This is a genomic window from Alteromonas lipotrueiana (assembly GCF_019249245.1).
In the GTDB taxonomy this organism is placed as follows: domain Bacteria; phylum Pseudomonadota; class Gammaproteobacteria; order Enterobacterales; family Alteromonadaceae; genus Alteromonas; species Alteromonas lipotrueiana.
The window spans coordinates 97,143-119,029 of record NZ_JAESDK010000012.1 but is presented as its reverse complement, the minus strand read 5'-3'; the positions used below and the strand labels follow the sequence as shown (position 1 = coordinate 119,029).

Below are 21,887 nucleotides of genomic sequence, written 5' to 3'. Positions count from 1 at the left end.
GGCGCAATTCGAGATCATGTACCAAGATCGGATTTAACAGTGCAATCAGCCATTTACACAAAATATTTTACAGTCTCGTAAGAAGATAATTTCTAACACCGATATTTTTACACTCTCTATTTTTTATCGGTACAAAGGGGCCTATAGTTATATAAACCTTGTACAACATCGCATTATTTTATTTAGTGCTACTTTTTGCGTCTGTTATACGAAGTTGATATAGTTTTTGTTCACATGTCGCCTTACTCTCAGGCCTCTTCTTACTTAATAATAACTTTTTTCGATGTATAGCATAGTGGCGCGCTTGGTAAGTGAAATTTGCACGAGCAGGTCGTCCGGGTAGCATTGTAGGGCGAGGCAGAAAAATGGAAAAAAAACACGTCGAGAGTTTACTTAAAGGAAGCGACGACCTGGCGTTACGCCTGGAAGCATTTGACTGGGCAAAGACGTCGCTTGGCGCTTATGACACCTGGCCAGCCAGCCTTCGTTCCGCAGCAGCAATGGTGCTTGAAAACCGCTTTCCCATGACCCTGTGGTGGGGGCCTGATTTGGTGCATGTATACAACGAAGCGTATTTACCCGTATTGGGTGAAAAACACCCCACTGCCATGGGCCAGCCAGGCGCCGAAGTATGGCAGGAAATATGGCATATTGTTGGGCCTCAGGCAGAACATGTGTTCAGTGGTAAAGGGGCCACCTGGAATGAGCACCTGTTTTTACCCATGAATCGCAAAGGTTTTGTCGAAGAAACCTATTTCACCTTTTCGTACAGTCCGGTCCGTGACGATGCCGGCGATATTGGTGGTGTCCTTGTTACCTGTCAGGAAACCACCGTACAGGTTCAAAGCGAACGCCAGTTACTTTTGCTGCGCGATCTTGGTGCTCAGGCAACCCCGTCTTCACCCGAGAATGCCTGTGTTATGGCCGCTGAAGTATTGGCCGGTAACGATGCTGATTTTCCTTTTGCCTTGTTATACCTGATTAATGAAGACGGGCAAAATGCGACGCTTGCTGCCTCGGCAGGGCTGGATGACTATGCAGGACCAGGTAAGCCACTCACTATTTCATTAGATAATACCGGCCCGCAAGCCTGGCCACTGGCAGACATTTCGGCAGATAGCCTGCTGGTAATAAATGATGTGGTTAACACTGTAGACGCGATGCCCGCAGGGCGCTGGCAAGAGTCTCCCAACCAGGTTGTCGTCGCTACGCTCACCGGTTCGGGCAGGCAGCCTTATGGTTTTTTAGTGATTGGCGTGAGTCCGGTGCGGGTCTTTGACGATGCATACAAGGAGCTTATACGCCTTGCGGCCGATCAGATAGCCAGAAGAGTAGGCACCGCCCGTGCCTATGAAGAAGAGCGCAAACGGGTAGAAGCACTGGCCGAACTTGATCGCGCTAAAACCGCTTTTTTCCTGAATGTCAGCCATGAACTGCGCACCCCTTTAACATTGATGCTTGGTCCAACAGAAGACGCATTGCGCCACTCGGATCAAATACTTGCGCCAGAAGAGCTGGAAATGGTTCATCGCAATGCGCTTCGTATGCTAAAACTGGTTAACACGCTGCTCGATTTTTCACGAATTGAGGCGGGGCGTACTGATGTAAGCTATGCGCCTACCGATTTAACCCGGTTCACGCTGGAGCTGGTCAGCACCTTTCGTTCTGCCATTGAAAAGGCAGGACTTGCCTTGGTTGTAGATATCCAAGACCTTGATAATAAGGTTTATGTTGATAGCGATAAGTGGGAAAAAATTGTTCTTAATTTGCTATCCAATGCTTTGAAGTACACATTTGAGGGGACCATCAGTGTGGTACTGCGCCAGGTTAACCAAGAGGTTGAGTTACAGGTGCAAGACAGCGGCACGGGGATTGCTGATGACGAGCTGACGCATATTTTTGAGCGTTTTCACCGCGTAAAAAACGCCTTGGGCCGCACTCATGAGGGGACAGGCATCGGTCTTTCGCTTGTACGGGAGTTAGTTAACTTGCATGGCGGTCATATTGATGTACGTAGTAAAGTTGGCGAAGGTACAACCTTTATTGTCCGTATTTTGGACGGCAAAGAGCACCTGCCCCCCGACAAAATTAATGTCCCTCAAAAGCTCGAGCCTACTACCATTGGAGCCAGGCCTTACGTTGAAGAAGCGCTGCGCTGGCTGCCCCATAAAGGCGACATTGAAGGGGACGAACCTGGCCCCCAATCGTTACAGACCTCTTCACCCGCCGGATTAACTGGCGAAACCCGGGCGCGAGTGCTGCTGGCAGACGACAACGCCGACATGCGCGATTATCTGCATCGGCTGCTAGGTCATCACTGGGATGTAGAAGCCGTTAGCGATGGTGAGGCCGCCCTTGCGCGAATAACACAATCCCCGCCAGACCTGGTGTTAACTGATGTAATGATGCCCAGACTTGACGGCTTCGGGCTACTGCAAAGGCTGCGAAGTCATGAGCTTACCAAAAGTATTCCGGTGATTCTCTTATCTGCGCGAGCGGGTGAAGAAGCGCGGGTTGAGGGCATTGAAGCAGGCGCAGACGATTATTTGGTTAAGCCATTTTCGGCTCGCGAACTTACCGCCCGAGTTGGCGCATGTCTTGAACTTTCCCGCGTGCGGCGTGAAGCTGCCAAAGCGTTAGGCATGGCTAATGAACGGCTAAAACAGGAAGACCGTCGCAAAGATGAATTTTTGGCTATGCTCTCTCATGAATTGCGTAATCCTCTTGGCGCTATCAGTAACACAATAATGTTGTTAGAGCAGGACTGTAATGACGATAAGCAGCATGATAACCGGCGGTACCTGGATATTCTGAACCGCCAAACCGGGATACTGCAAGGGCTGGTAAATGATTTGCTGGACGTGTCGCGCATCACACGCGGCCTGGTCGAGATTAAACAGGAGCGAATTGATTTAGTTCAGGTGACCACCGACGCTTTAGAGATTGTGCAAACTCAGATGGATGAAAATGGCCATAAGTTAAGTCTCTCGTTACCAGAACAGCCCGTGCCGGTTTTAGGCGATTCGGTCAGACTTGAGCAAATCTTGCTAAACCTGCTTACCAATGCCGCTAAGTACACCGACCCAGGCGGTAAGATTTTACTGACGTTAGAGTGCAAACAACAAACGGTTGAGCTACGGGTAAAAGATACAGGCATTGGTATGTCGCCTGAAGTGCTTGAGCATGTTTTCGATCTTTTCAGACAGGCCGAGCGTGGTTTGGACCGTTCTAAAGGTGGATTGGGCATCGGACTCACTATTGTGCAAAGGCTTGTGAAGTTGCATGGGGGCCAGGTTGAGGCATATAGTGATGGGCTGGATAAAGGCGCAGAGTTTGTAGTGACACTGCCGCTGGCGTCCGGCGCTGCTACTGACAAACCACCAGTACCGAAGGCCGCAAAAAAAACGGTTTGCGGTAAGCGGGTGTTAGTGGTCGAGGATGATCAGGATGTTGCCGAAACCTTAGCGGTGCTATTGGAGATTTCCGGGCATCAGGTTGCCCTTGTTCATAATGGCTCTGATGCCCTTGAAAAGATAAAGGTATTTCAGCCCGAGGTTATGTTGCTGGATATAGGTTTGCCAGGAATGGATGGCTACGAAGTCGCTAAACATCTGCGCCGGCAATTACCTGATACGCCCATGGCTGCCCTTACAGGCTATGGGCTGGCGGCCGATAAAAAGCGGGCGAAAGCCGCTGGTTTTAACATACATTTTGTGAAGCCGGTTGATATTGAGGCCTTACGCACCTTTGTGAATGAAAGTTAGACGTGCAAATAAATGTTGAGTTTTTGGTCGGCGACCGCCGTCGACCAAATGAAATAGCTAACACCCATGTTACCCATTCTTTCGTGTTGCCAGATTTAAACGTAAAGCCTCACAAACCTTCGTGGTCTAGATCGCGCTTGTTAATTCTTACCCCAGATTTCCGCAATTGCGGGTTGACATATAGACGTCTATACGTCAAATTGGATTCATGAGCATAAAGATTCGCACCACCGGCATGATTATGATGACCACCCCGAAGAGGGCGGCAGTTGGTTAGTGCGCAAAAAGCACCGATACCAAAAACCCGCCCTCACCGAGAGCGGGTTTTTTTTTGCAAAAAATTTTAAACGTTATGTGGTTAACCCCCAATAAAAGGAGCAACAAATGAAAGTGTTAAAGTTTGGTGGATCTTCTCTGGCCGACGCGCAACGTTATTTACGTGTTGCCGAGATTAGCATGTCCACCCACCAAACCGACGGCGCAGCCGTTGTGCTCTCAGCGCCAAAAGGGGTGACTAATGCGTTAGCGTTGTTATGCGAGCAGGCTTCAGGTGGGGGGGAATATCAGGCGCTACTAGATAAGCTGGCGGCGTTAGTCAATGGTATTACTGAAAACTTACAAGCAACATTGCCTAATTTTGATGGCAAAAAAGTTTCGGTATTCATTGAAAGCCAACTTATGCATCTGCAAAAGCAATTGCAGGGAATTCAATTGCTTAAATGTGTCCCAGACGCTGTGGCGGCCAGTATTTTAAGCATAGGTGAATACATCAGTGTCACGTTGTTCAACGCAATCTTGAGTGCGAAGGGGGTGGCGTCTCAGATAATTGACCCTACCACCTGTATTGTGGCTGAAGGAGACTGGCTTGACAGCATCGCAAATGTGGCTGTCAGTAAACAGCGATTTTCTGATGTACGCGCAAACCCCGATACCTTACTGGTAATGCCAGGCTTTGTCGCCGCCAATGAAAAGGGCGAAAAAGTGACATTAGGACGTAATGGTTCTGATTATTCGGCCGCCATACTGGCCGCCTGTATTGATGCTACAACCTGTGAGATCTGGACCGACGTAGATGGGGTTTATAATGCTGACCCAAATCAGGTTGAAGGTGCGGTATTGCTGGACAAACTGACCTATCAGGAAGCCATGGAACTGTCATATTTTGGCGCTAAAGTCTTGCACCCCAAAACCATCGGACCTATTGCGCAGCACCACATACCCTGTCGAATCAGAAATACGCTTAATCCTGAGGCGCCCGGCACATTGATATCAAATGAGCCCAGCGAAACCTGGACTTCAGTGAAAGGGATTTCGCAGCTTGATAACATCACTATGTTTAATGTAGCCGGACCCGGATTAAAAGGCATGGTAGGTATGGCCAGCCGGGTATTTGAGGTTATGTCCAATGCCAATATTTCAATTTCACTTATTACGCAGTCTAGTTCCGAGTACAGCATCAGTTTTTGTATTCAGGACAAAGACGCCGACAAAGCATTAGCTTTATTAGAAGATGCTTTTGCTCTGGAGCTGCAAAACCAGCTATTAGATACCATCGAGCTTAGACGAGAGCTGGCGATAGTCACGCTGGTGGGCGATGGCATGCGTCATACTAAAGGCTTGGCAGCTCGGTTCTTTGTATCTCTGGCCCAGGCGCGGGTGAACAATGTTGCGATTGCTCAGGGGTCTTCTGAGCGTTCTATTTCCACGGTCATTGAAGCCCGACATGCGAAAAAGGCGGTGCGGGTGATTCATCAGAATTTTTTCTCAAACCGCCATACTATTGATGTATTTTTGGTAGGGTGTGGCAATGTAGGTAAAGAGTTGCTCAGGCAAATCGCCCGCCAGCAGCCCGCTTTGTTAAAGCGCAATGTCCAGCTGCGCGTCTATGGTATTGCCAATAGCCGGCAATTATTGCTTGACCCGCAAGGCATTGATATTAGCAATAATTGGCAACACGCTTTACAACAGTCAGCCGAACACTTTTCGGTAGAAAGGCTACATCAGTTTGTGAGCCATAATAGTTTGGTTAACCCGGTGATTGTTGACTGTACCAGTAATGCCAATATTGCCGGACAGTATGTGGATATGCTGGAACAGGGGTTTCATGTGGTAACGCCTAATAAAAAAGCCAATACCGATTCGCTTGAGTACTATCGAAAATTGCAAAAAACCGCCTTGCAGACAAATCGTCAGTATTTGTACGAAACCACGGTAGGCGCAGGGTTGCCGGTTATCGATAATCTTCAAAAGCTGTTTAGCGCAGGCGACACCCTACACCGGTTTGAAGGTATTTTATCAGGAAGCCTGTCGTATGTGTTCGGTAAGCTTGATGAGGGCATGAGCTTGTCACAAGCGACCAGTACCGCCAAACAAAATGGCTTTACCGAACCTGATCCACGGGATGATCTCAGCGGCATGGATGTAGCCCGCAAGCTATTAATTATGGCTCGCGAAGCCGACCTGGAGCTGGAGCTTAGCGATATTGAAATTGAGTCAGTACTACCAGAAGGGTTTGCCGCTGACTGTTCGGTTGACGAATTTATGTCACGCCTGCCAGAGTTAGATGATAACTTTGCCACCAAAGTCGCTCAGGCCCGTGAGCAAAACAAAGTATTGCGATACATAGGCAGCATTGATGAAAACAAATGCCGGGTTACTATTGAGGCGGTCGCTGAAGATCATCCCTTAGCGGCGGTCAAAGAAGGCGAAAATGCACTGGCAATCAGTAGTGATTATTATCAGCCTAGCCCCTATATTATAAGAGGCTACGGCGCGGGTTCAACCGTCACGGCTGCAGGGGTTTTCGCAGATATTCTGCGTACCATGCCCTGGAAACAAAACGCAGGCTAAAAGACAAGGATATATCATGACTATAACAGCGTATGCCCCAGCCTCAATAGGAAACCTCAGTTTAGGTTATGATGTTCTGGGTGCGGCAATTGAACCTATTGATGGCGCGGTATTAGGGGATGTGGTCGAAATTAACCGGGCTGAACAGTTTTCACTTACCATCGCCGGACCTTTTGCGCATAAATTGCCTGCCGACGAAAACGCCAATATCGTTACTCACTGCTACGAACATTTTATCGAAGCAATGGTAAAGTACGGTCAGCCTACTCACCCGGTAGCGCTGACGTTGCAAAAAAATCTGCCGATAGGCAGTGGTCTGGGCTCAAGTGCCAGCTCTATAGTGGCGGCCTTGCACGCGTTAAATGTCTATTTTGAACATCCTTTTACCAAAAATGAGCTGTTGCACATGATGGGTGAGCTGGAAGGACAGATAAGCGGTAGTGTTCATTACGACAACGTGGCCCCATGCTATTTAGGTGGCATTACGTTAATGACCGGCCAAAAAGCGCCTTTAACCGTGTCATTGCCGGCAATAAACAGCTGGTACTGGGTGGTTTGTTATTCAGGTATCACCGTATCGACTGCGCAGGCCAGAGACATCCTGCCTGCCTCGGTGCCTTTGTCTACCGGACTGACATTTGGTCGCCAGCTTGGGGTTTTTGTGCATGCATTGCATACTCAGGACGAAACTTTGGCCGGGGTGGTAATGAACGATGTTATCGCCGAGCCTTATCGTAAAGCCTTGCTACCCGGGTTTGATGAAGCAAGAAGTTACTGCATTGATGCCGGCGCGTTAGCGTTTGGTATTTCCGGGTCAGGCCCCACAGTTTTTGCTGTGTGCCAGAAGCTACAACAAGCGCGTGATATGGCTGCATGGCTTGATAAAAATTACATTCAAAACAGTGACGGTTTTAGCCATGTTTGTCGCATTCCCGCTAAAGGCGTTAAGTAACTGTAAAGGTATTTATTGTGAAATTAGAAAATTTAAAAGACCTCAGTGATACCGTATCGTTTTCGCAAGCGGTGACCAAGGGTTTAGGAAAACACCAGGGGCTGTATTTTCCCACTGATATTCCCAAAGTTGATAACATTGAAGCCGTCTTACAGATGCCGTTTGTAGAACGCAGTATCTTTTTGTTGCAGCAACTTATTGGCGATGAGCTGGGTGAAGGAGTACTGGATGACATAGTACAAAGTGCCTTTAACTTCAGTGCGCCGGTTACGCAGGTAAGCGACAACATCTTTACTTTAGAGCTGTTTCATGGACCCACTCTGGCCTTTAAAGACTTTGGTGGCCGTTTTATGGCCCAGTGTTTATCGCGGATTGCCAAAAACAAACCCGTTACTATATTAACGGCCACCTCGGGCGATACCGGCGCTGCCGTTGCTCATGCTTTTCATGGCATACAAAACATTGATGTGGTTATTTTATTTCCTAAAGGCAAAATCAGCCCGCTGCAGGAAAAGCTTTTCTCTACTTTGGGTGACAATATTCATACTGTAGCGGTTGAAGGCGATTTTGATAGTTGCCAGGCGCTGGTGAAAAAGGCTTTTGATGATCCTGAGGTACGCGACGATCTGCATCTTAACTCGGCCAATTCAATTAATATCAGTCGTCTGCTAGCACAGGTTTGCTATTATTTTGAAGCGGTTAGCCAGCTTTCGGCCAAGCAACGTGAAGCACTGGTAGTGTCTGTGCCCAGCGGAAATTTCGGTAATTTGACCGCGGGCCTTATCGCCAAAGCAATGGGTTTACCCGTAAAACGTTTTATTGCGGCAACAAACAGCAACGACACGGTTCCACGTTTTTTAAAAACGGGAAAATGGGATCCTAAAACTACCGTAGCGACAATTTCAAATGCCATGGATGTAAGCCAACCTAATAACTGGCCGCGCATTGAAGCATTGATAGAAAAAGGCTATATCGATAAGGACATAGTTCACGGTGAAGCCGTAGATGAGCAATACACGCAAATGGCGATGCGTCAGTTAGCACAGGCGGGTTATACCAGCGAACCGCATGCCGCCGTTGCCTATCGGGTGTTAAGTCACTCATTGGAGCAAGGCGAAACCGGCTTGTTTTTGGGTACCGCACATCCCGCGAAGTTTCGTGAAACCGTAGAAAACGTATTAGGACAGCCAATTAGCTTACCTCGTGAACTTGCTGCGGTGGTGGGTGAAGATAGTCTGTCTGTGGATTTAAGCGCAAGTTACGACGACTTGAAAGCGCATATGCAGCAACTATTAAAAGATAAAAAATGAACTGGCACGACGTACTGGGCGAAGAAAAAACCAAGCCGTATTTTAACACTTTGATGAACCGGGTAGAGCAGGAGCGGGCCACGGATAAAAATATCTACCCGCCGCGAGAAGATGTTTTTGCTGCGCTTAAAGTTACCGAGCTTGATAACGTAAAGGTGGTTATTTTAGGGCAAGACCCTTATCACGGTCCTGACCAGGCGCATGGGTTAAGCTTTTCGGTATTGCCTGGGGTTAAAACACCGCCCTCACTGGGCAATATTTATAAAGAATTAGCCAGTGATATTGATGGATTTACTGTTCCTTCCCACGGCACGCTAACGTCGTGGGCTGAACAGGGCGTTTTATTGCTTAATACCGTGCTTACGGTAGAGCAGGGTAAAGCCCATAGCCATGCAAAGTTTGGCTGGGAAACATTTACCGATGCCGTCATTGATGCCGTTAATACACACTGCAAGGGTGTGGTATTTTTGCTTTGGGGCAGCCATGCCAAAAAGAAGGGAGCAGCCATTGATACGCAGCGGCATCATGTATTGACTGCACCGCATCCATCGCCGTTGTCTGCACATCGGGGCTTTTTAGGGTCGCGGCACTTTTCTCAAGCCAATTCGTTACTTGAGGCGCAAGACAAAACGCCCATTCATTGGCAGATATAACGTGGCAATACTCACCCGCGCGTTATTGGCAAAGCTTTATAACTAAACAATTCGTTCAGACATGCCAGGCAAGCGAAGTTGCACTCTTTAAACAAAAACGACCACCGGTTAAAAGGTGGTCGTAGTGTTTTCAGCGTTCCATCGTTTCAAGTTCATACTCAAAACTATAATCTAAATCGGCAAGTTCTTTTTCTAATGCGAAGCGGTCTTGCAATGCTTCAATTTCTCGCCATTTGCGTTTTTTGCTTTTAGTTTTCGCTGGCGTTGCTTCTATATTTAGCATGGTAAATAGATCTGACTTGTCCACGAGGATCTCCTTAATGTTACCACTTACAACAATTACTAAGTATACGCATTATCCTTTAGACTAATTTTTAGCACAGCTACGCAAGAATTAAAATAAATATTTACCTTCTGTTAACACTCTTTCTCGTTTATTTAATTATTCCAACGATTTATGCGCAAAAAAAACGACCTGTTAAGGTCGTTTTAGCGGGTTATGTTGTTATCTGATAGTTTGGCTGAACTAATCTATTGAGTTAGCCCGTCGAAACTTGTCAATTAACTGAGACGTAGATAAATCAAACTGGTCAGGCTGTGCGTTGCCCTGAATGCCGTCTAATACTTCATTCCCTAATTGTTTTCCTAACTCAACGCCCCATTGATCAAACGAATTCACGTCCCAGATTACGCCCTGAACAAATACTTTATGCTCGTATAATGCTACTAAAGCACCCAGTGTTTCTGGGTCTAGTTCATTAAATAGCAGCGTATTGCTGGGCTTATTGCCCGGCATTGTTTTATGCGCAGCTAGTTCTGAACGACGCTCTTCGTCGGTTTCATTTGCAAGGTCGGCATAACATTCATCAAAGGTTTTGCCCTGCATTAAAGCCTGGGTCTGCCCAAAGCAGTTTGATGCCAGCATTGCATGGTGAGTGTCATTTTGATTAGGTACGTTTAAAGGCAACATAAAGTCAGCCGGAATTATTGACGTGCCCTGATGAATCAATTGATGAAAACTATGTTGACCATTAGTGCCTTCACTGCCCCAGATAATTGGACCGGTTTCATAGTTAACCGTTTCACCTGCTAAGGTTGTACGTTTGCCATTACTTTCCATATCGAGCTGTTGAACATACGCTGGCAACCCTCTTAAATAATGATAGTAAGGCAACAGAACATGCGACTGAGCGTCGAAAAAGTTGCGATACCACACACCCAGCATTGCCATAATTACCGGCAGATTTTGCTCTAGTGGTGCCGATGAAAAATGCTCGTCCATCTGATGAGCACCTTTTAACAACCGATGAAAATTATCGTAGCCCAGGGCCAGACAAATAGGCAAACCAATTGCTGACCAAAGTGAATAGCGGCCACCTACCCAGTCCCACATAGGAAAAATATTGTCTTCTGTAATACCAAATTCTGTAGCCGCGGAGACATTTGATGATACGGCCACAAAATGCTGGGCAATATCAGACTGACTTCCTCCTGCCGCTAAAAACCATTGCTTGGCAGACACGGTATTTTGTAATGTTTCCTGGGTAGAAAAAGACTTTGAAGACATAACTATCAATGTCTCTTCATGATCCAGAGCGCTTAATACATCGTGAATATGGCAACCATCAACATTGGCCACAAAGTGTACCTGTACCGCTTCACTGCGATAGGGTTTAAGCGCCTCAGTCATAATCTTTGGTCCCAGAAATGAGCCGCCAATACCAATTGCCACTACGTGCTTTATCGGTTTGCCGGTATAGCCGGTATGCGTTTGATTATGAATAGACTGGGTAAAATCACGCATTTTGTCTAATGTTGCCTGAATCTCAGGCATAACATCTTCGCCATCTAACTTAACCGGACGATTAGAAAGATTACGTAATGCGGTATGTAAAACACTGCGCTGCTCGGTTTTATTGATAGGCGCACCTGAAAACATACGCTCACGCGCCTCTTCTAACCCCTGGGCACGCGCTAAATCAAATAGAGAGGTCATTACCTCATCGGTTACCCGGTTTTTAGAATAATCTAAAAAAATACCACAGGCTTCAGCTTGCATAGACTCAGCGCGCTGAGAATCGTTAGCGAATAAATCACGCATATGCGTTTGTTTAACCGATTTTGCTAATTCGGTAAGCTGCTGCCATTGAGGCTGACCGGTCAAAGTGGTCATGTAACACTCCTTTATCTGGTTTTCTTAAAAGCAAAAGGTTATGCAATAAACATAACCTTACTTAAACATAGCGATTTGCGTCCTAGACGAATTACATATCAAGCTTTTCTTTCAAAGTGACTTCAAGTTTGACCTGGTCAGCAGCAAAATTACGAATACCTTCGGCCAGTTTCTGGGTGGCCATAGCATCTTCATTCATATCCCAACGAAATTCACTTTCACTTAACTCTGTAGACGGTGTCTCACTGGCGCCCTTGTCTTTTAACACAGTTTCAAGCGGCGCTGTTTCATTGGCCAGTTCTTCAAGTAACGCCGGGCTAATGGTAAGACGATCGCACCCTGCCAGAGCTTGTATTTCGCCGATATTGCGAAAGCTAGCACCCATGACAATGGTTTCGTAACCATATTGCTTGTAATAATCGTAAATTTGAGTCACCGACTGTACGCCCGGATCTTCATGCGGCGCATAATCCTTTTTGTCACTGTTCGCTTTGTGCCAGTCTAAAATACGGCCAACGAATGGCGATATAAGAAACGCACCGGCTTCGGCGCAGGCCCGAGCCTGGGCAAAGCTAAATAACAATGTCAGGTTACAGTTGATGCCCTTTTTTTCTAATACTTCAGCAGCGCGTATTCCTTCCCAGGTTGAAGCAATTTTTATTAAGATACGTGATTTATCAATACCTTCATCGGCATAAAGTTCAACCAGCCGTTCTGCCTTAGCAATGGTCGCTTCGGTATCAAACGATAAACGTGCGTCTACCTCTGTAGAAATGCGACCCGGTACTGAACCTGAAATTTCTTTACCAATCAGAACCGAAAGTTTATCGGCGGCATCGGTAAGTTGTTGCTCATGATCTTTTGATTGTAGCTTCGCCCACGCAACGGCATCGTCAACAATCTGTGCGTAGTGAGGAAGGCTGGCGGCTTTCAAAAGCAAAGAGGGATTGGTGGTTGCATCGACAGGCTGATACTTCTTAATCGCTTCAATATCGCCGGTGTCAGCCACTACTGTGGTTATCTCGCGTAATGCTTCTAACTGATTAGTCATATATCTCTCTGAATTTTTAATTAATAAAGCGTATGTTAACCGGTTATCCGGGAAAACCCTTCACCAACCGGTTAAAAGAAAATAGGGGCGGCAACAATAATCTTGCAAACTAAGGCGATTAATAAACGCCAATACTGCGGCCCAAAGGAGAGGGTTTACCTCTATTGCATTGCCTTGACCACTGTATGAAAAACCGCGATACATTGCCACTAGTAATCATTGGGGTGGTTTGTCATTATTCAATCGATATATTGATTAAGCTGATGCAGTTATTCAATTTGCCAATGAGCAGCAGTTCTATACACTTGCGTTATTCGTTTTCTTGTTGGAGCTATTATGTTGGTTGTTGTTTCCCCCGCAAAAAACCTTGATTTTGAGTCGCCACTTCCTACCGACTCTTATACTCAACCTGAACTGCTTGATGAAGCCAAAAAGCTGATTGAGCGGTGTCGCGAATTATCTCCTGCGCAGGTGGGGTCATTAATGAATATCAGCGATAAACTGGCAATGTTAAATGCCCAACGCTTTAACGAATTTGCTACCCCTTTTACCCCCTCTAATTCGCGTCCGGCGATGTATGCGTTTAATGGCGATGTATATACCGGTTTAGATGCCTACAACCTAAGCCCCAAGGCGGTAGATTATGCGCAGCAGCATTTTCGTATATTATCGGGGCTTTATGGGGTTTTACGACCGTTAGATTTAATGCAAGCGTACCGACTTGAAATGGGCACCAAACTGGATAATAGTCAGGGCAAAGACCTTTATCAGTTTTGGGGCAGTCTTATTACCAGTAAGCTTAATAAGGCGATGGCAGATCAAGGCGATAATGTTTTGGTTAATCTGGCGTCAAATGAATACTTTAAAGCCGTGAAGAAAAAAGAGCTGGATGGTGCAATTGTTACCCCACAATTTAAAGACAAAAAAAATGGCACCTATAAAGTCATCAGTTTTTATGCCAAAAAAGCCCGCGGCATGATGGCGCGCTTCATACTGGAAAATCAGATTGATGAGGTGGAAGGATTACACAAATTCGATGTAGCGGGATATTACTTTAGTGAAGAACAAAGTAGCGGAAACGATTTAGTGTTTTTACGCGAAGAGCAAAGCTAGCTCAGATTTGCTAACGTAAACATCAAAAAATAGCCGGGTATAAACCCGGCTATTTTTTTATTCTGTATACAACTTTTGCTGAAATTTCAGAGTATGGCGTGCGTCACCCTGACGAATATCTATGGCAAAGCGGAAGGTTTCTAAGTTATCAAACGACAACACCGCCAGGTAATAAATTGCCTCACCATCTTCAATGCGCCTAAACGTTAGCTTATGTTTTGTACCTAACAGGTTAGTAGCGCTGCCGGTCACATCTGCCAGTTGCGCCTTTTGATTATCTTTGTTTAGCACTGAAATATTAACCAGCGCAGAATATTTGCTTCTGACAATATCATAAGCGTTAGCCACATCGGGCGTTAAAAAAGCAGTGTTCACTACCATGTAGTGAACATCCCAGTTGCCCAGGGTTTTCTTTTGCTCAGCACTGGCAAAAAAGGTGGCCATTACCATAAGCAAAAAACCGGTTACTGTCTGCTTTACGCTAATCATCGTCTGCCTTTTAAATGACGCTCAATACAAACCAAAGGTGTCTTGCAATAACAGCTGAATAAACTGCAAGGCAACAATGGCGACCAAAATAGAGAGATCTAATCCGCCAATAGGAGGAATGATTTTTCTGATAGGTGCCAAAAATGGCTCGGTTAGCTGGTGTAATACGTATTCTATAGGGTTATTGCCTTGCGACACCCAACTTAAGATGGCTCGTAGAATCAATACCCAGAATACGAGAGAAAAGGCTTCTTTAAACACGTCTATCACAGCAACAAAGAACATAACCAAAGGGTTAAGTATTCCTGAGCCAAAAATCAGCGATATAGTGGCCAATTTGGCAAAAGAAACAATTACCGCCAGCACAAAAGTGGCGGTGTCAAACCGACCCAATGAAGGAATAACCCGACGCATCGGACCCACAATAGGGTGGGTGGCTTTTACAACAAACTGGCTCAGAGGATTATAAAAATCGGCCCGAACCAGTTGCAGCCACAAACGTAAAATCACTACCATTAAATAAAGATTGAACAGTGTAGAGATTAAAAATACCGATGCGTTCATCTAAATCTTTCCTGCTGGTTTAAAATTCTTTGGCCATTTCTTCGGCTCGTGATACGGCCGCTCGCATAGCTTTGGCTACGGTATCTTCTAAGCCTTCATCAATAAGAGTATTGACCGCAGCGGCAGTGGTTCCGCCTTTTGAAGTAACTTGTGCACGTAATTCACTTAATTCAAGGTCTGGATTTTGACAGACCATTTCTGCGGCCCCCAGCATGGATTGCTGCACCATAATACGCGCGGCTTTTTTGTCAAAGCCCATCTTAATCGCTTCTTCTTGCATTGCCTGTAAAAATAAGAAGAAATACGCCGGGCTACTACCTGCAGCGGCAATAACACCATTTATTTCATCTTCTTTTTCGGTCCAGACTGTAGCGCCGACGCCGTTCATCATGTCTTCGACAAACTGACGGTTTTCGCTGGAAATATTTTCTTCAGCAAACAAACCCGACATGCCTTTACCCAAAAGACTTGGGGTATTTGGCATAACGCGTACTAATGCGACGTCGCCGCCCAGCATTTCTTTAAGACGACTTACCGTAAGACCGGCAGCAATAGAGATAAACAATTTATTTTCAAAACCGTCTTTGTTCAGGGCGTCGCACATTTTACCCATAATCTGAGGTTTTACAGACAGCACCACGGCATCAGCAAAGGCGCAAGCTTCATCATTAGACTGTGAGGTCTTAATGCCAAATTCCTGCTCCATTGCGTCCAGTTCTTCTGTGGTTGGATTACTGGTCATAATCAGGTTTTTGTCATAGCCTGACTGAATAAGTCCGCTGATAATGCTCCGGCACATATTGCCGGCACCGATAAAGGCGAGTTTTTTCTGTTGCATGAGTGTCCTATTAGTTTTATTTAAAAAAATAAGCGGTAAAAGGTTACGGATTTCGGGCGCCAAAAATAGCCGTACCAACACGGACCATATGTGAGCCGTGAGCAATGGCTACTTCTAAATCGCCGCTCATACCTACGGACAGGGTATCAAAATTGCTCAGCTTTGTATGGTATTGGCTAAATAATTCTGCCAGTTGAGTTAGTGTCTGGTGTTGCTGAGCGGTATCTGTGGTCGCTTTGGGAATAGCCATAAGTCCGCGTAAACATAGCCGATCATAGCCCTCAATCGCCTCGACAAGCTCAGGTAGCTGTGCCGCTGTAACCCCAGATTTAGACGACTCGTCATCAATATTTACTTGTATGCAGACATTAAGAGGAGGCAGTTCGTCGGGGCGCTGCTCATGCAGGCGACGGGCAATTTTGATGCGGTCGAGCGATTGCACCCAGGCAAAATTTTGAGCAACCAGGCGGGTTTTATTAGATTGCACGGGGCCAATCATATGCCACTCAATATCGGCAAGCTCACACAGTGCCTGAACTTTCTCTACGCCTTCCTGAATGTAATTTTCGCCAAACAAACGTTGTCCGGCTTCATACGCTAGCCTGATATCAGATACCGGTTTTGTCTTTGATACCGCTAGTATTTGGACAGATTTTAAAGGACGATTAGCCTGCGCAGTCGCCTGATCTATACGTGCATAGGTGGTTTTCAGTCGTTCTGCTATTGTTTGCATAGAGCACCTAACGATATGGAGATATTTTCGTGGATATTACCGAACTTTTGGCTTTCAGTGTTAAGAATAACGCATCAGATTTACACCTTTCAGCAGGCTTACCGCCAATTATTCGGGTCGACGGCCAAATGCGCCGGCTGAATATCCCTGAGCTTAATCATGAGCAAGTTCATGCGTTAATCTATGAGATCATGAATGACAGCCAGCGTAAGGAATACGAAGAAAATCTGGAACTCGATTTTTCTTTTGAAGTAAAAGATTTGTCACGGTTTCGGGTTAACGCATTTGTTCAAAATCGCGGCGCGGCGGCGGTGCTCAGAACCATTCCTTCCCGGGTACTGACGTTAGATGAACTGGGTGCGCCTGAAATATTTAAAGATATTATCAATCAGCCCACCGGGCTGGTATTGGTTACCGGTGCCACCGGCTCGGGTAAAAGTACCACATTGGCGGCAATGGTAGACCATATCAACTCGCAAAAACGCGACCATATTTTAACCATCGAAGACCCTATTGAGTTTGTACACCAGAATAAAACCAGTGTGATTAATCAGCGTGAGGTGCATCGTGACACGCATAGCTTTAATAACGCGCTACGCTCAGCACTGCGTGAAGACCCTGACGTAATTTTGGTGGGCGAGCTGCGCGACTTAGAAACCATTCGCCTGGCCATGTCAGCTGCTGAAACCGGCCATTTAGTTTTTGGTACACTACACACAAACTCTGCCCCAAAAACCATTGACCGGATTGTCGATGTATTTCCGGCCGCTGAAAAATCGATGATTCGTTCTATGCTATCCGAGTCGTTAAGAGCCGTAATTTCGCAGGCTCTACTTAAAAAGATTGGCGGCGGGCGTGTTGCTGCTCACGAGATTATGCTTGGGGTGCCGGCTATCAGAAACCTGATACGCGAAGACAAAGTACCGCAAATGTACTCTGTTATTCAGACCGGACAAGCCATTGGTATGCAAACCATGGATCAGTGTTTGCAGCGTTTGGTTGCAAAAGGAATTGTCTCTCAACAAGATGCTGCCGCTAAGTCGGTAGACAAACAAAATACCTTTTAAGGACTTCGCTCGTGTTAATTGACTTTTTACGCCAGGCTACTGATAAAGGCGCTTCTGATGTTTTTATAACCGCTGGTTTTCCGATTAGTGCCAAAATTAATGGTGAGCTGACCAGCCTGGGCGGCGACAAATTGTCTGCGTTTCAGGCCAAAGAACTGGTTCATAGCATTATGGAGTCGCGTTATATTGAAGAACTGAACTCGCTGAAAGAGGCCAACTTTGCAGTGGGCATTAGCGGTCTGGGCCGGTTCAGGTGCTCGGCCTTCTGGCAGCGCGACTCGGTAGGAATGGTAATACGGCGCATTGTTACCGAAATTCCTAAAGTTGATGACCTGGGACTGCCGGCGGTGCTTAAAGATGTGATTATGAGCAAAAGAGGGCTCATATTAATGGTGGGCGCTACCGGTACAGGTAAATCAACCTCGCTGGCCGCTCTAATTGACCATCGAAATCATAATTCTTCAGGCCATATTTTAACCATTGAAGACCCGGTAGAGTTTATCCATCGTCATGGTAAGTGCGTGGTAACCCAACGTGAAGTGGGTATTGATACACACTCATTTGAAGATGCCCTTAAAAGCTCGCTGCGTCAGGCTCCCGATGTCATTTTGTTAGGCGAGATACGCTCTATGCAAACCATGGAATACGCCATGTCTTTTGCTGATACCGGCCACTTGTGCGTGGCTACCCTGCATGCAAACAACGCCAACCAGGCTATCGAACGTATTATGCATTTAGCGCCAAAAGAGCTGCATAAAAAATTACTGTTTGATTTGAGCCTGAACTTACGTGCCATCGTGGCCCAACAGTTAGTGCCTACTCAGGATGGCTCCCGAACGGCTGCTATTGAAGTATTGTTAAATACGCCTTTTGTCAGTGAGTTGATTCAAAACAATCGCATTGGCGAGTTAAAAGAGGCCATGAACAAAAGCCGCGAGTCTGGCATGCAGACCTTCGACAGAGCGTTGTATGACTTGTATAAGCGCGGAGATATTGACCTGGAGCAGGCATTGCATCATGCTGACTCTCCAAATGACTTACGCTTGATGGTCAAACTTGATGCAAGTGAGGGTACCGATCTGGGCTCACTAACTAATGTATCTATTGATATGGATTAATTATGGAAAAACTGTTTGGCAGTGACGATCGATTTCTAATTCAGCGGCTGCGTAGCGAGTTAGAAACGGCGGGTATCCCATATTTAATGAAGAACGAATATGTAGCCGGGGCGGTTGGCGAATTACCCTGGCAGGATGTTCAGCAACAGGTATGGTTACTTGATGAAAGCTGGTCACAACAAGCAGGTAAACTGGTGCATACTTTACAAGAAGATGACCGCAACAGCGGTGAAAAGACAGACTGGCAGTGTCAGCAATGTGGTGAAGCAAACGAAGGTGAATTTGCCATTTGCTGGCAATGTCAGGCACCTAAGCCTGAATCTGACTGCCCGCAGTGTTCACCCCTGCCTACGCCCTGAATCAGGCGTTATTGATATTGGTTTTCAGCCCAGCTGGTAAAAATGACACAGGCAGAAACACTATCAACTTTTTCTTTTGTCAGCTTTTTAAAGCCGCCCAGTTCAAATAACATCGATTTAGCATCGACGGTAGACAACCGTTCATCCCATGTATCGACCACGACTTTAAACCGCCCGTTTAGCCGATTGGCAAATTTTCGGGCGCGCTTGGTGACTTCCTGTTCAGTACCATCCATATTTAAGGGCAGCCCGACTACAGCCAGGTCGGGCGCCCAGTCGGTAAATAGCTGGCCGACTTTTTCCCAGTCCGGAATGCCATCGTTGGCTTTTAGCGCCGCTAAAGGCGAGGCGGTGCCGGTAATTTCCTGACCCACAGCCACCCCAATACTTTTTGTACCAAAATCAAACGCCAGCACAGTACGCTGGCCAGCTTCACGCATGGCCAACATCCGGGGTTAATTGCCACACATCAATACCAAGTTTGTTTACCGCCGCTTGCCATTTTTCGCCGATAGGGGTGTTAAACAATATATCGGGGTCAGCTTCAATGGTGAGCCAGGTATTATCCTGCAGCTCTTTTTCTAACTGACCGGCGGTCCAGCCTGCGTACCCAAGAGCAATCAATGATTTATCCGGCCCCGCGTTGGTACCAATGGCAGACAAAATGTCTTTTGATGTGGTAATAACAATATTGTCAGCCAGCGTCAGGCTTGAGCTCCACTGGCCCTGATCAGAGTGCAACACAAAGCCACGCTCCTGATTTACCGGGCCCCCGGTCAGCACAATCTGTTCTTGTTTATTTTCAGCAACGGCCAGGTCTTTATCAGTTTGTTCTAGCAATTGCTGCAAATTCATTGACGAAGGCTGGTTTATTACAATGCCCATAGCGCCTTCGTCGTTGTGCTCACAAATGTAGGTAAGCGAACGCTCAAAAAACGGGTCATCAAGTGACGGCATCGCAATGAGCAAATGATTTTGTAAGCTTTTTAGCTCGGTCATGCATTACTCCGGTGTAGACTTCAAACGACGCTCTATCGCATCAAATAGCATCGCCATAATATTAATATCGTAACTGGCTTCTATCTCTCTTACGCAGGTGGGACTGGTAACGTTTATTTCTGTGATTTTATCGCCGATAACATCTAAACCCACAAACAAAAGCCCGTGGTCTTTTAAAACCGGGGCAATAGCACGGGCGATGTTGTGGTCGGACTCACTTAATGGTTGCGGGCGACCGGTACCACCTACGGCAAGATTACCCCGGGTTTCGCCTTTGCCGGGCAAACGTGCTAATGCGTAAGGCACCACTTCGCCATCAACAATTAAAATGCGTTTATCGCCGTCTTTAATCTGCGGCATGTAGCGCTGCGCCATCATAAAACGCCGGCCATGCTGGGTAAGGGTTTCTATAACCACTCCCAGATTATTGCCATCTTCTTTAATTCTGAAAATTGACGCACCGCCCATACCATCGAGCGGTTTACAAATAATGTCTTTGTGGGTTGCGTGAAACTCTTTAACTTTAGCGGCATTGCTAGTTACCAGCGTATCCGGGATTAAGTCGCCGAACCAGGCGGTAAATAGCTTTTCATTATAATCGCGCAGCGCCTGCGGATTGTTGACGACTAATGCGCCGTCTCGCTGGGCTAAAGAGAGCACCTGCGTTGAATATAAAAATTCGCTGTCAAAGGGTGGATCTTTGCGCATCAGCAGCACATCAATCTGCCCTAAAGCCACGGTATAACGTTCACCTAGCTGATAAAAGTCTGTGTTAGTGTCTTGTACCGTAATGTTACGTGCCAACCCCATTGGCTTACCGTTGTCCAGGTATAGATCGCCAGGTTCAAAATAAACCACAGTAGCGCCACGGCGTTGAGCCTCAAGCATCATGGCAAAGCTGGTGTCTTTGTGCGGTTTGATATTGGCGATGGGGTCCATCACCACGCCCACGGTATAGGTCATGGCAGTCTACTTTTATCTGATAAGAGTGTTTTTTGAATATGGCGCCCGGCCGCCATTTTTCAAGGTCGGTTTGGCTAATTTATCAATCTGTACGCGCAGTTATGAATATTCAGTAATACCGCGCAGCCAACAACTTTTAGATATCGCCGTGGATACCCTGAAGTAAGCTCAAGCTGGCAATAGCTGCGGTTTCAGTGCGTAAAATACGTGGGCCCATACTGACCGCCTCATAGCCTGACTCGGTTGCCTGTCGAATTTCACTGGCAGACAGCCCTCCTTCAGGGCCTATCAACAAACGATACCCGTGGGTGCAATACGCGGTACGGCTGAAAATACTGCTGGCGCCGGGGGCCAAAACCAGCCGCTGTTGTCGGGTAGAGCCGGCCAGCAATTGATGTAACGTCTGTACCCGGTGAAGGGTAGGCAGGGTGTTACGGCCGCTTTGTTCACAGGCGCCGATAATAATTTTTTGCCACTGCTGAAACTTTTTCTCCCAGCGTTTTTCGTCCAGCTTTACCGTACAGCGCTCAGTAATAACCGGCGTAATTTCGGTGACTCCCAGCTCGACACTTTTTTGCAACACTGTGTCCATTCGATCGCCTTTAGAGACCCCCTGAGCAAGGTGTAGAGTCAGCGCCGATTCGACATTCAGCGACAAGCAGGCATCCATCTCAACCGTGACCTCTCGTTTGGCCACGCTGATAATCTGACCGCTGTATTCGTTGCCGTCACCATTAAATAAAACAATCGGCTGATTGGCTTTTACTCTTAATACAGTGCTGGCATGATGCGCTGCTTCAGAAGTTAAAGAAAACTCAGTGTCGGTGGCGATAGGGCCGTTATGGTAAAAGCGAGGAATGCGCATGCAACATACTTCTTGTTTAGAGTAAG

Annotated in this window: 20 protein-coding genes; 9 read left to right on the top strand and 11 right to left on the bottom strand. The window is 46.6% G+C overall.

Annotated features, from left to right (window positions below; translation table 11 throughout):
* Nucleotides 1-365: 365 nt before the first annotated feature.
* The 5 genes from JK130_RS09795 to ung all read left to right on the top strand — a co-directional run bounded on the left by JK130_RS09795 (nt 366) and on the right by ung (nt 9,529).
* A complete protein-coding gene (locus tag JK130_RS09795) occupies nt 366-3,764 on the top strand; it encodes an ATP-binding protein (RefSeq protein ID WP_218354137.1) in 3,399 nt (1,132 codons plus the stop codon).
* Nucleotides 3,765-4,148: 384 nt separating this feature from the next.
* The gene (gene thrA, locus JK130_RS09790; protein WP_218354136.1) at nt 4,149-6,614 is read left to right on the top strand and encodes a bifunctional aspartate kinase/homoserine dehydrogenase I; all 2,466 of its coding nucleotides are present in this window, start codon (nt 4,149-4,151) and stop codon (nt 6,612-6,614) included.
* A 16-nt stretch (nt 6,615-6,630) separates the two neighbouring features.
* On the top strand, nt 6,631-7,566 hold the full coding sequence (gene thrB / locus JK130_RS09785) for a homoserine kinase (RefSeq protein WP_218354135.1): 936 nt from the start codon (nt 6,631-6,633) through the stop codon (nt 7,564-7,566).
* Nucleotides 7,567-7,583: 17 nt separating this feature from the next.
* Nucleotides 7,584-8,876, top strand: coding sequence for a threonine synthase (gene thrC / locus JK130_RS09780; RefSeq protein WP_218354134.1), 1,293 nt, complete (start codon nt 7,584-7,586; stop codon nt 8,874-8,876).
* Nucleotides 8,873-9,529, top strand: coding sequence for a uracil-DNA glycosylase (ung, locus tag JK130_RS09775; protein WP_218354133.1), 657 nt, complete (start codon nt 8,873-8,875; stop codon nt 9,527-9,529). Before thrC ends, ung begins: the two co-directional genes overlap by 4 nt.
* Nucleotides 9,530-9,659: 130 nt before the next feature.
* Here the strand turns inward: ung and JK130_RS09770 are convergent, their stop codons facing one another.
* The 3 genes from JK130_RS09770 to tal all read right to left on the bottom strand — a co-directional run bounded on the left by JK130_RS09770 (nt 9,660) and on the right by tal (nt 12,753).
* Nucleotides 9,660-9,836 carry a DUF3545 family protein gene (locus JK130_RS09770; protein WP_218354132.1) on the bottom strand — a complete coding sequence of 59 codons (177 nt, stop codon included), beginning with the start codon at nt 9,834-9,836 and terminating at the stop codon, nt 9,660-9,662.
* Between the two features lie 219 nt (nt 9,837-10,055).
* Nucleotides 10,056-11,702: a glucose-6-phosphate isomerase gene (gene pgi, locus JK130_RS09765; protein WP_218354131.1), complete on the bottom strand. Its 1,647-nt coding sequence runs from the start codon at nt 11,700-11,702 to the stop codon at nt 10,056-10,058.
* Nucleotides 11,703-11,793: 91 nt separating this feature from the next.
* Nucleotides 11,794-12,753 (bottom strand): transaldolase, encoded by a 960-nt coding sequence (gene tal, locus JK130_RS09760; protein WP_218354130.1) that lies wholly within the window; start codon nt 12,751-12,753, stop codon nt 11,794-11,796.
* Nucleotides 12,754-13,089: 336 nt separating this feature from the next.
* Between tal and yaaA the strand changes: the two genes are divergently transcribed.
* Nucleotides 13,090-13,866 (top strand): peroxide stress protein YaaA, encoded by a 777-nt coding sequence (yaaA, locus tag JK130_RS09755; RefSeq protein WP_218354129.1) that lies wholly within the window; start codon nt 13,090-13,092, stop codon nt 13,864-13,866.
* Between the two features lie 57 nt (nt 13,867-13,923).
* On the opposite strand, the gene JK130_RS09750 is transcribed toward yaaA, so the two are convergent.
* Genes JK130_RS09750 through JK130_RS09735 form a run of 4 tightly spaced genes read right to left on the bottom strand, consistent with a single transcriptional unit; the run spans nt 13,924 to nt 16,490 of the window.
* The gene (locus JK130_RS09750) at nt 13,924-14,355 is read right to left on the bottom strand and encodes a DUF4426 domain-containing protein (RefSeq protein ID WP_218354128.1); all 432 of its coding nucleotides are present in this window, start codon (nt 14,353-14,355) and stop codon (nt 13,924-13,926) included.
* A 21-nt stretch (nt 14,356-14,376) separates the two neighbouring features.
* Complete coding sequence (locus JK130_RS09745; protein ID WP_218354127.1) at nt 14,377-14,919, bottom strand: YggT family protein; 543 nt, start codon at nt 14,917-14,919, stop codon at nt 14,377-14,379.
* Between the two features lie 19 nt (nt 14,920-14,938).
* Nucleotides 14,939-15,757 carry a pyrroline-5-carboxylate reductase gene (gene proC / locus JK130_RS09740; protein WP_218354126.1) on the bottom strand — a complete coding sequence of 273 codons (819 nt, stop codon included), beginning with the start codon at nt 15,755-15,757 and terminating at the stop codon, nt 14,939-14,941.
* A 43-nt stretch (nt 15,758-15,800) separates the two neighbouring features.
* A complete protein-coding gene (locus JK130_RS09735; RefSeq protein ID WP_218354125.1) occupies nt 15,801-16,490 on the bottom strand; it encodes a YggS family pyridoxal phosphate-dependent enzyme in 690 nt (229 codons plus the stop codon).
* Between the two features lie 29 nt (nt 16,491-16,519).
* On the opposite strand from JK130_RS09735, the gene JK130_RS09730 reads away from it, so the two are divergent.
* The 3 genes from JK130_RS09730 to JK130_RS09720 are packed head-to-tail and all read left to right on the top strand — an operon-like array spanning nt 16,520 to nt 19,034.
* Nucleotides 16,520-17,557 (top strand): type IV pilus twitching motility protein PilT, encoded by a 1,038-nt coding sequence (locus tag JK130_RS09730; protein ID WP_218354124.1) that lies wholly within the window; start codon nt 16,520-16,522, stop codon nt 17,555-17,557.
* Nucleotides 17,558-17,568: 11 nt separating this feature from the next.
* Entirely contained in the window at nt 17,569-18,675 is a 1,107-nt protein-coding gene (locus JK130_RS09725) for a PilT/PilU family type 4a pilus ATPase (protein ID WP_218354123.1), read from the top strand.
* A 2-nt stretch (nt 18,676-18,677) separates the two neighbouring features.
* Nucleotides 18,678-19,034, top strand: coding sequence for a putative signal transducing protein (locus JK130_RS09720; RefSeq protein ID WP_218354122.1), 357 nt, complete (start codon nt 18,678-18,680; stop codon nt 19,032-19,034).
* Between the two features lie 8 nt (nt 19,035-19,042).
* On the opposite strand, the gene ruvX is transcribed toward JK130_RS09720, so the two are convergent.
* The 4 genes from ruvX to JK130_RS09700 all read right to left on the bottom strand — a co-directional run bounded on the left by ruvX (nt 19,043) and on the right by JK130_RS09700 (nt 21,861).
* Complete coding sequence (gene ruvX / locus JK130_RS09715) at nt 19,043-19,474, bottom strand: Holliday junction resolvase RuvX (protein WP_218354121.1); 432 nt, start codon at nt 19,472-19,474, stop codon at nt 19,043-19,045.
* Nucleotides 19,467-20,033, bottom strand: coding sequence for a YqgE/AlgH family protein (locus tag JK130_RS09710; protein ID WP_218354120.1), 567 nt, complete (start codon nt 20,031-20,033; stop codon nt 19,467-19,469). Before JK130_RS09710 ends, ruvX begins: the two co-directional genes overlap by 8 nt.
* Before the next feature lie 3 nt (nt 20,034-20,036).
* The gene (gene gshB / locus JK130_RS09705; protein WP_218354119.1) at nt 20,037-20,996 is read right to left on the bottom strand and encodes a glutathione synthase; all 960 of its coding nucleotides are present in this window, start codon (nt 20,994-20,996) and stop codon (nt 20,037-20,039) included.
* 136 nt (nt 20,997-21,132) lie between these two features.
* Nucleotides 21,133-21,861, bottom strand: a complete 729-nt coding sequence (locus tag JK130_RS09700; protein WP_218354118.1) for a 16S rRNA (uracil(1498)-N(3))-methyltransferase — start codon at nt 21,859-21,861, stop codon at nt 21,133-21,135.
* Nucleotides 21,862-21,887 lie beyond the last annotated feature (26 nt).

What these genes read in the sequence shown, in the direction of transcription:
- JK130_RS09745 (WP_218354127.1), bottom strand. Translation starts at nt 14,919, where the DNA reads ATGAACGCATCGGTATTTTTAATCTCTACACTGTTCAATCTTTATTTA.
- JK130_RS09710 (WP_218354120.1), bottom strand. Translation starts at nt 20,033, where the DNA reads ATGACCGAGCTAAAAAGCTTACAAAATCATTTGCTCATTGCGATGCCG.
- proC (WP_218354126.1), bottom strand. Translation starts at nt 15,757, where the DNA reads ATGCAACAGAAAAAACTCGCCTTTATCGGTGCCGGCAATATGTGCCGG.
- JK130_RS09735 (WP_218354125.1), bottom strand. Translation starts at nt 16,490, where the DNA reads ATGCAAACAATAGCAGAACGACTGAAAACCACCTATGCACGTATAGAT.
- JK130_RS09795 (WP_218354137.1), top strand. Translation starts at nt 366, where the DNA reads ATGGAAAAAAAACACGTCGAGAGTTTACTTAAAGGAAGCGACGACCTG.
- yaaA (WP_218354129.1), top strand. Translation starts at nt 13,090, where the DNA reads ATGTTGGTTGTTGTTTCCCCCGCAAAAAACCTTGATTTTGAGTCGCCA.
- JK130_RS09700 (WP_218354118.1), bottom strand. Translation starts at nt 21,861, where the DNA reads ATGCGCATTCCTCGCTTTTACCATAACGGCCCTATCGCCACCGACACT.
- JK130_RS09750 (WP_218354128.1), bottom strand. Translation starts at nt 14,355, where the DNA reads ATGATTAGCGTAAAGCAGACAGTAACCGGTTTTTTGCTTATGGTAATG.
- pgi (WP_218354131.1), bottom strand. Translation starts at nt 11,702, where the DNA reads ATGACCACTTTGACCGGTCAGCCTCAATGGCAGCAGCTTACCGAATTA.
- thrB (WP_218354135.1), top strand. Translation starts at nt 6,631, where the DNA reads ATGACTATAACAGCGTATGCCCCAGCCTCAATAGGAAACCTCAGTTTA.
- ung (WP_218354133.1), top strand. Translation starts at nt 8,873, where the DNA reads ATGAACTGGCACGACGTACTGGGCGAAGAAAAAACCAAGCCGTATTTT.
- JK130_RS09720 (WP_218354122.1), top strand. Translation starts at nt 18,678, where the DNA reads ATGGAAAAACTGTTTGGCAGTGACGATCGATTTCTAATTCAGCGGCTG.
- gshB (WP_218354119.1), bottom strand. Translation starts at nt 20,996, where the DNA reads ATGACCTATACCGTGGGCGTGGTGATGGACCCCATCGCCAATATCAAA.
- ruvX (WP_218354121.1), bottom strand. Translation starts at nt 19,474, where the DNA reads ATGCGTGAAGCTGGCCAGCGTACTGTGCTGGCGTTTGATTTTGGTACA.
- thrA (WP_218354136.1), top strand. Translation starts at nt 4,149, where the DNA reads ATGAAAGTGTTAAAGTTTGGTGGATCTTCTCTGGCCGACGCGCAACGT.
- tal (WP_218354130.1), bottom strand. Translation starts at nt 12,753, where the DNA reads ATGACTAATCAGTTAGAAGCATTACGCGAGATAACCACAGTAGTGGCT.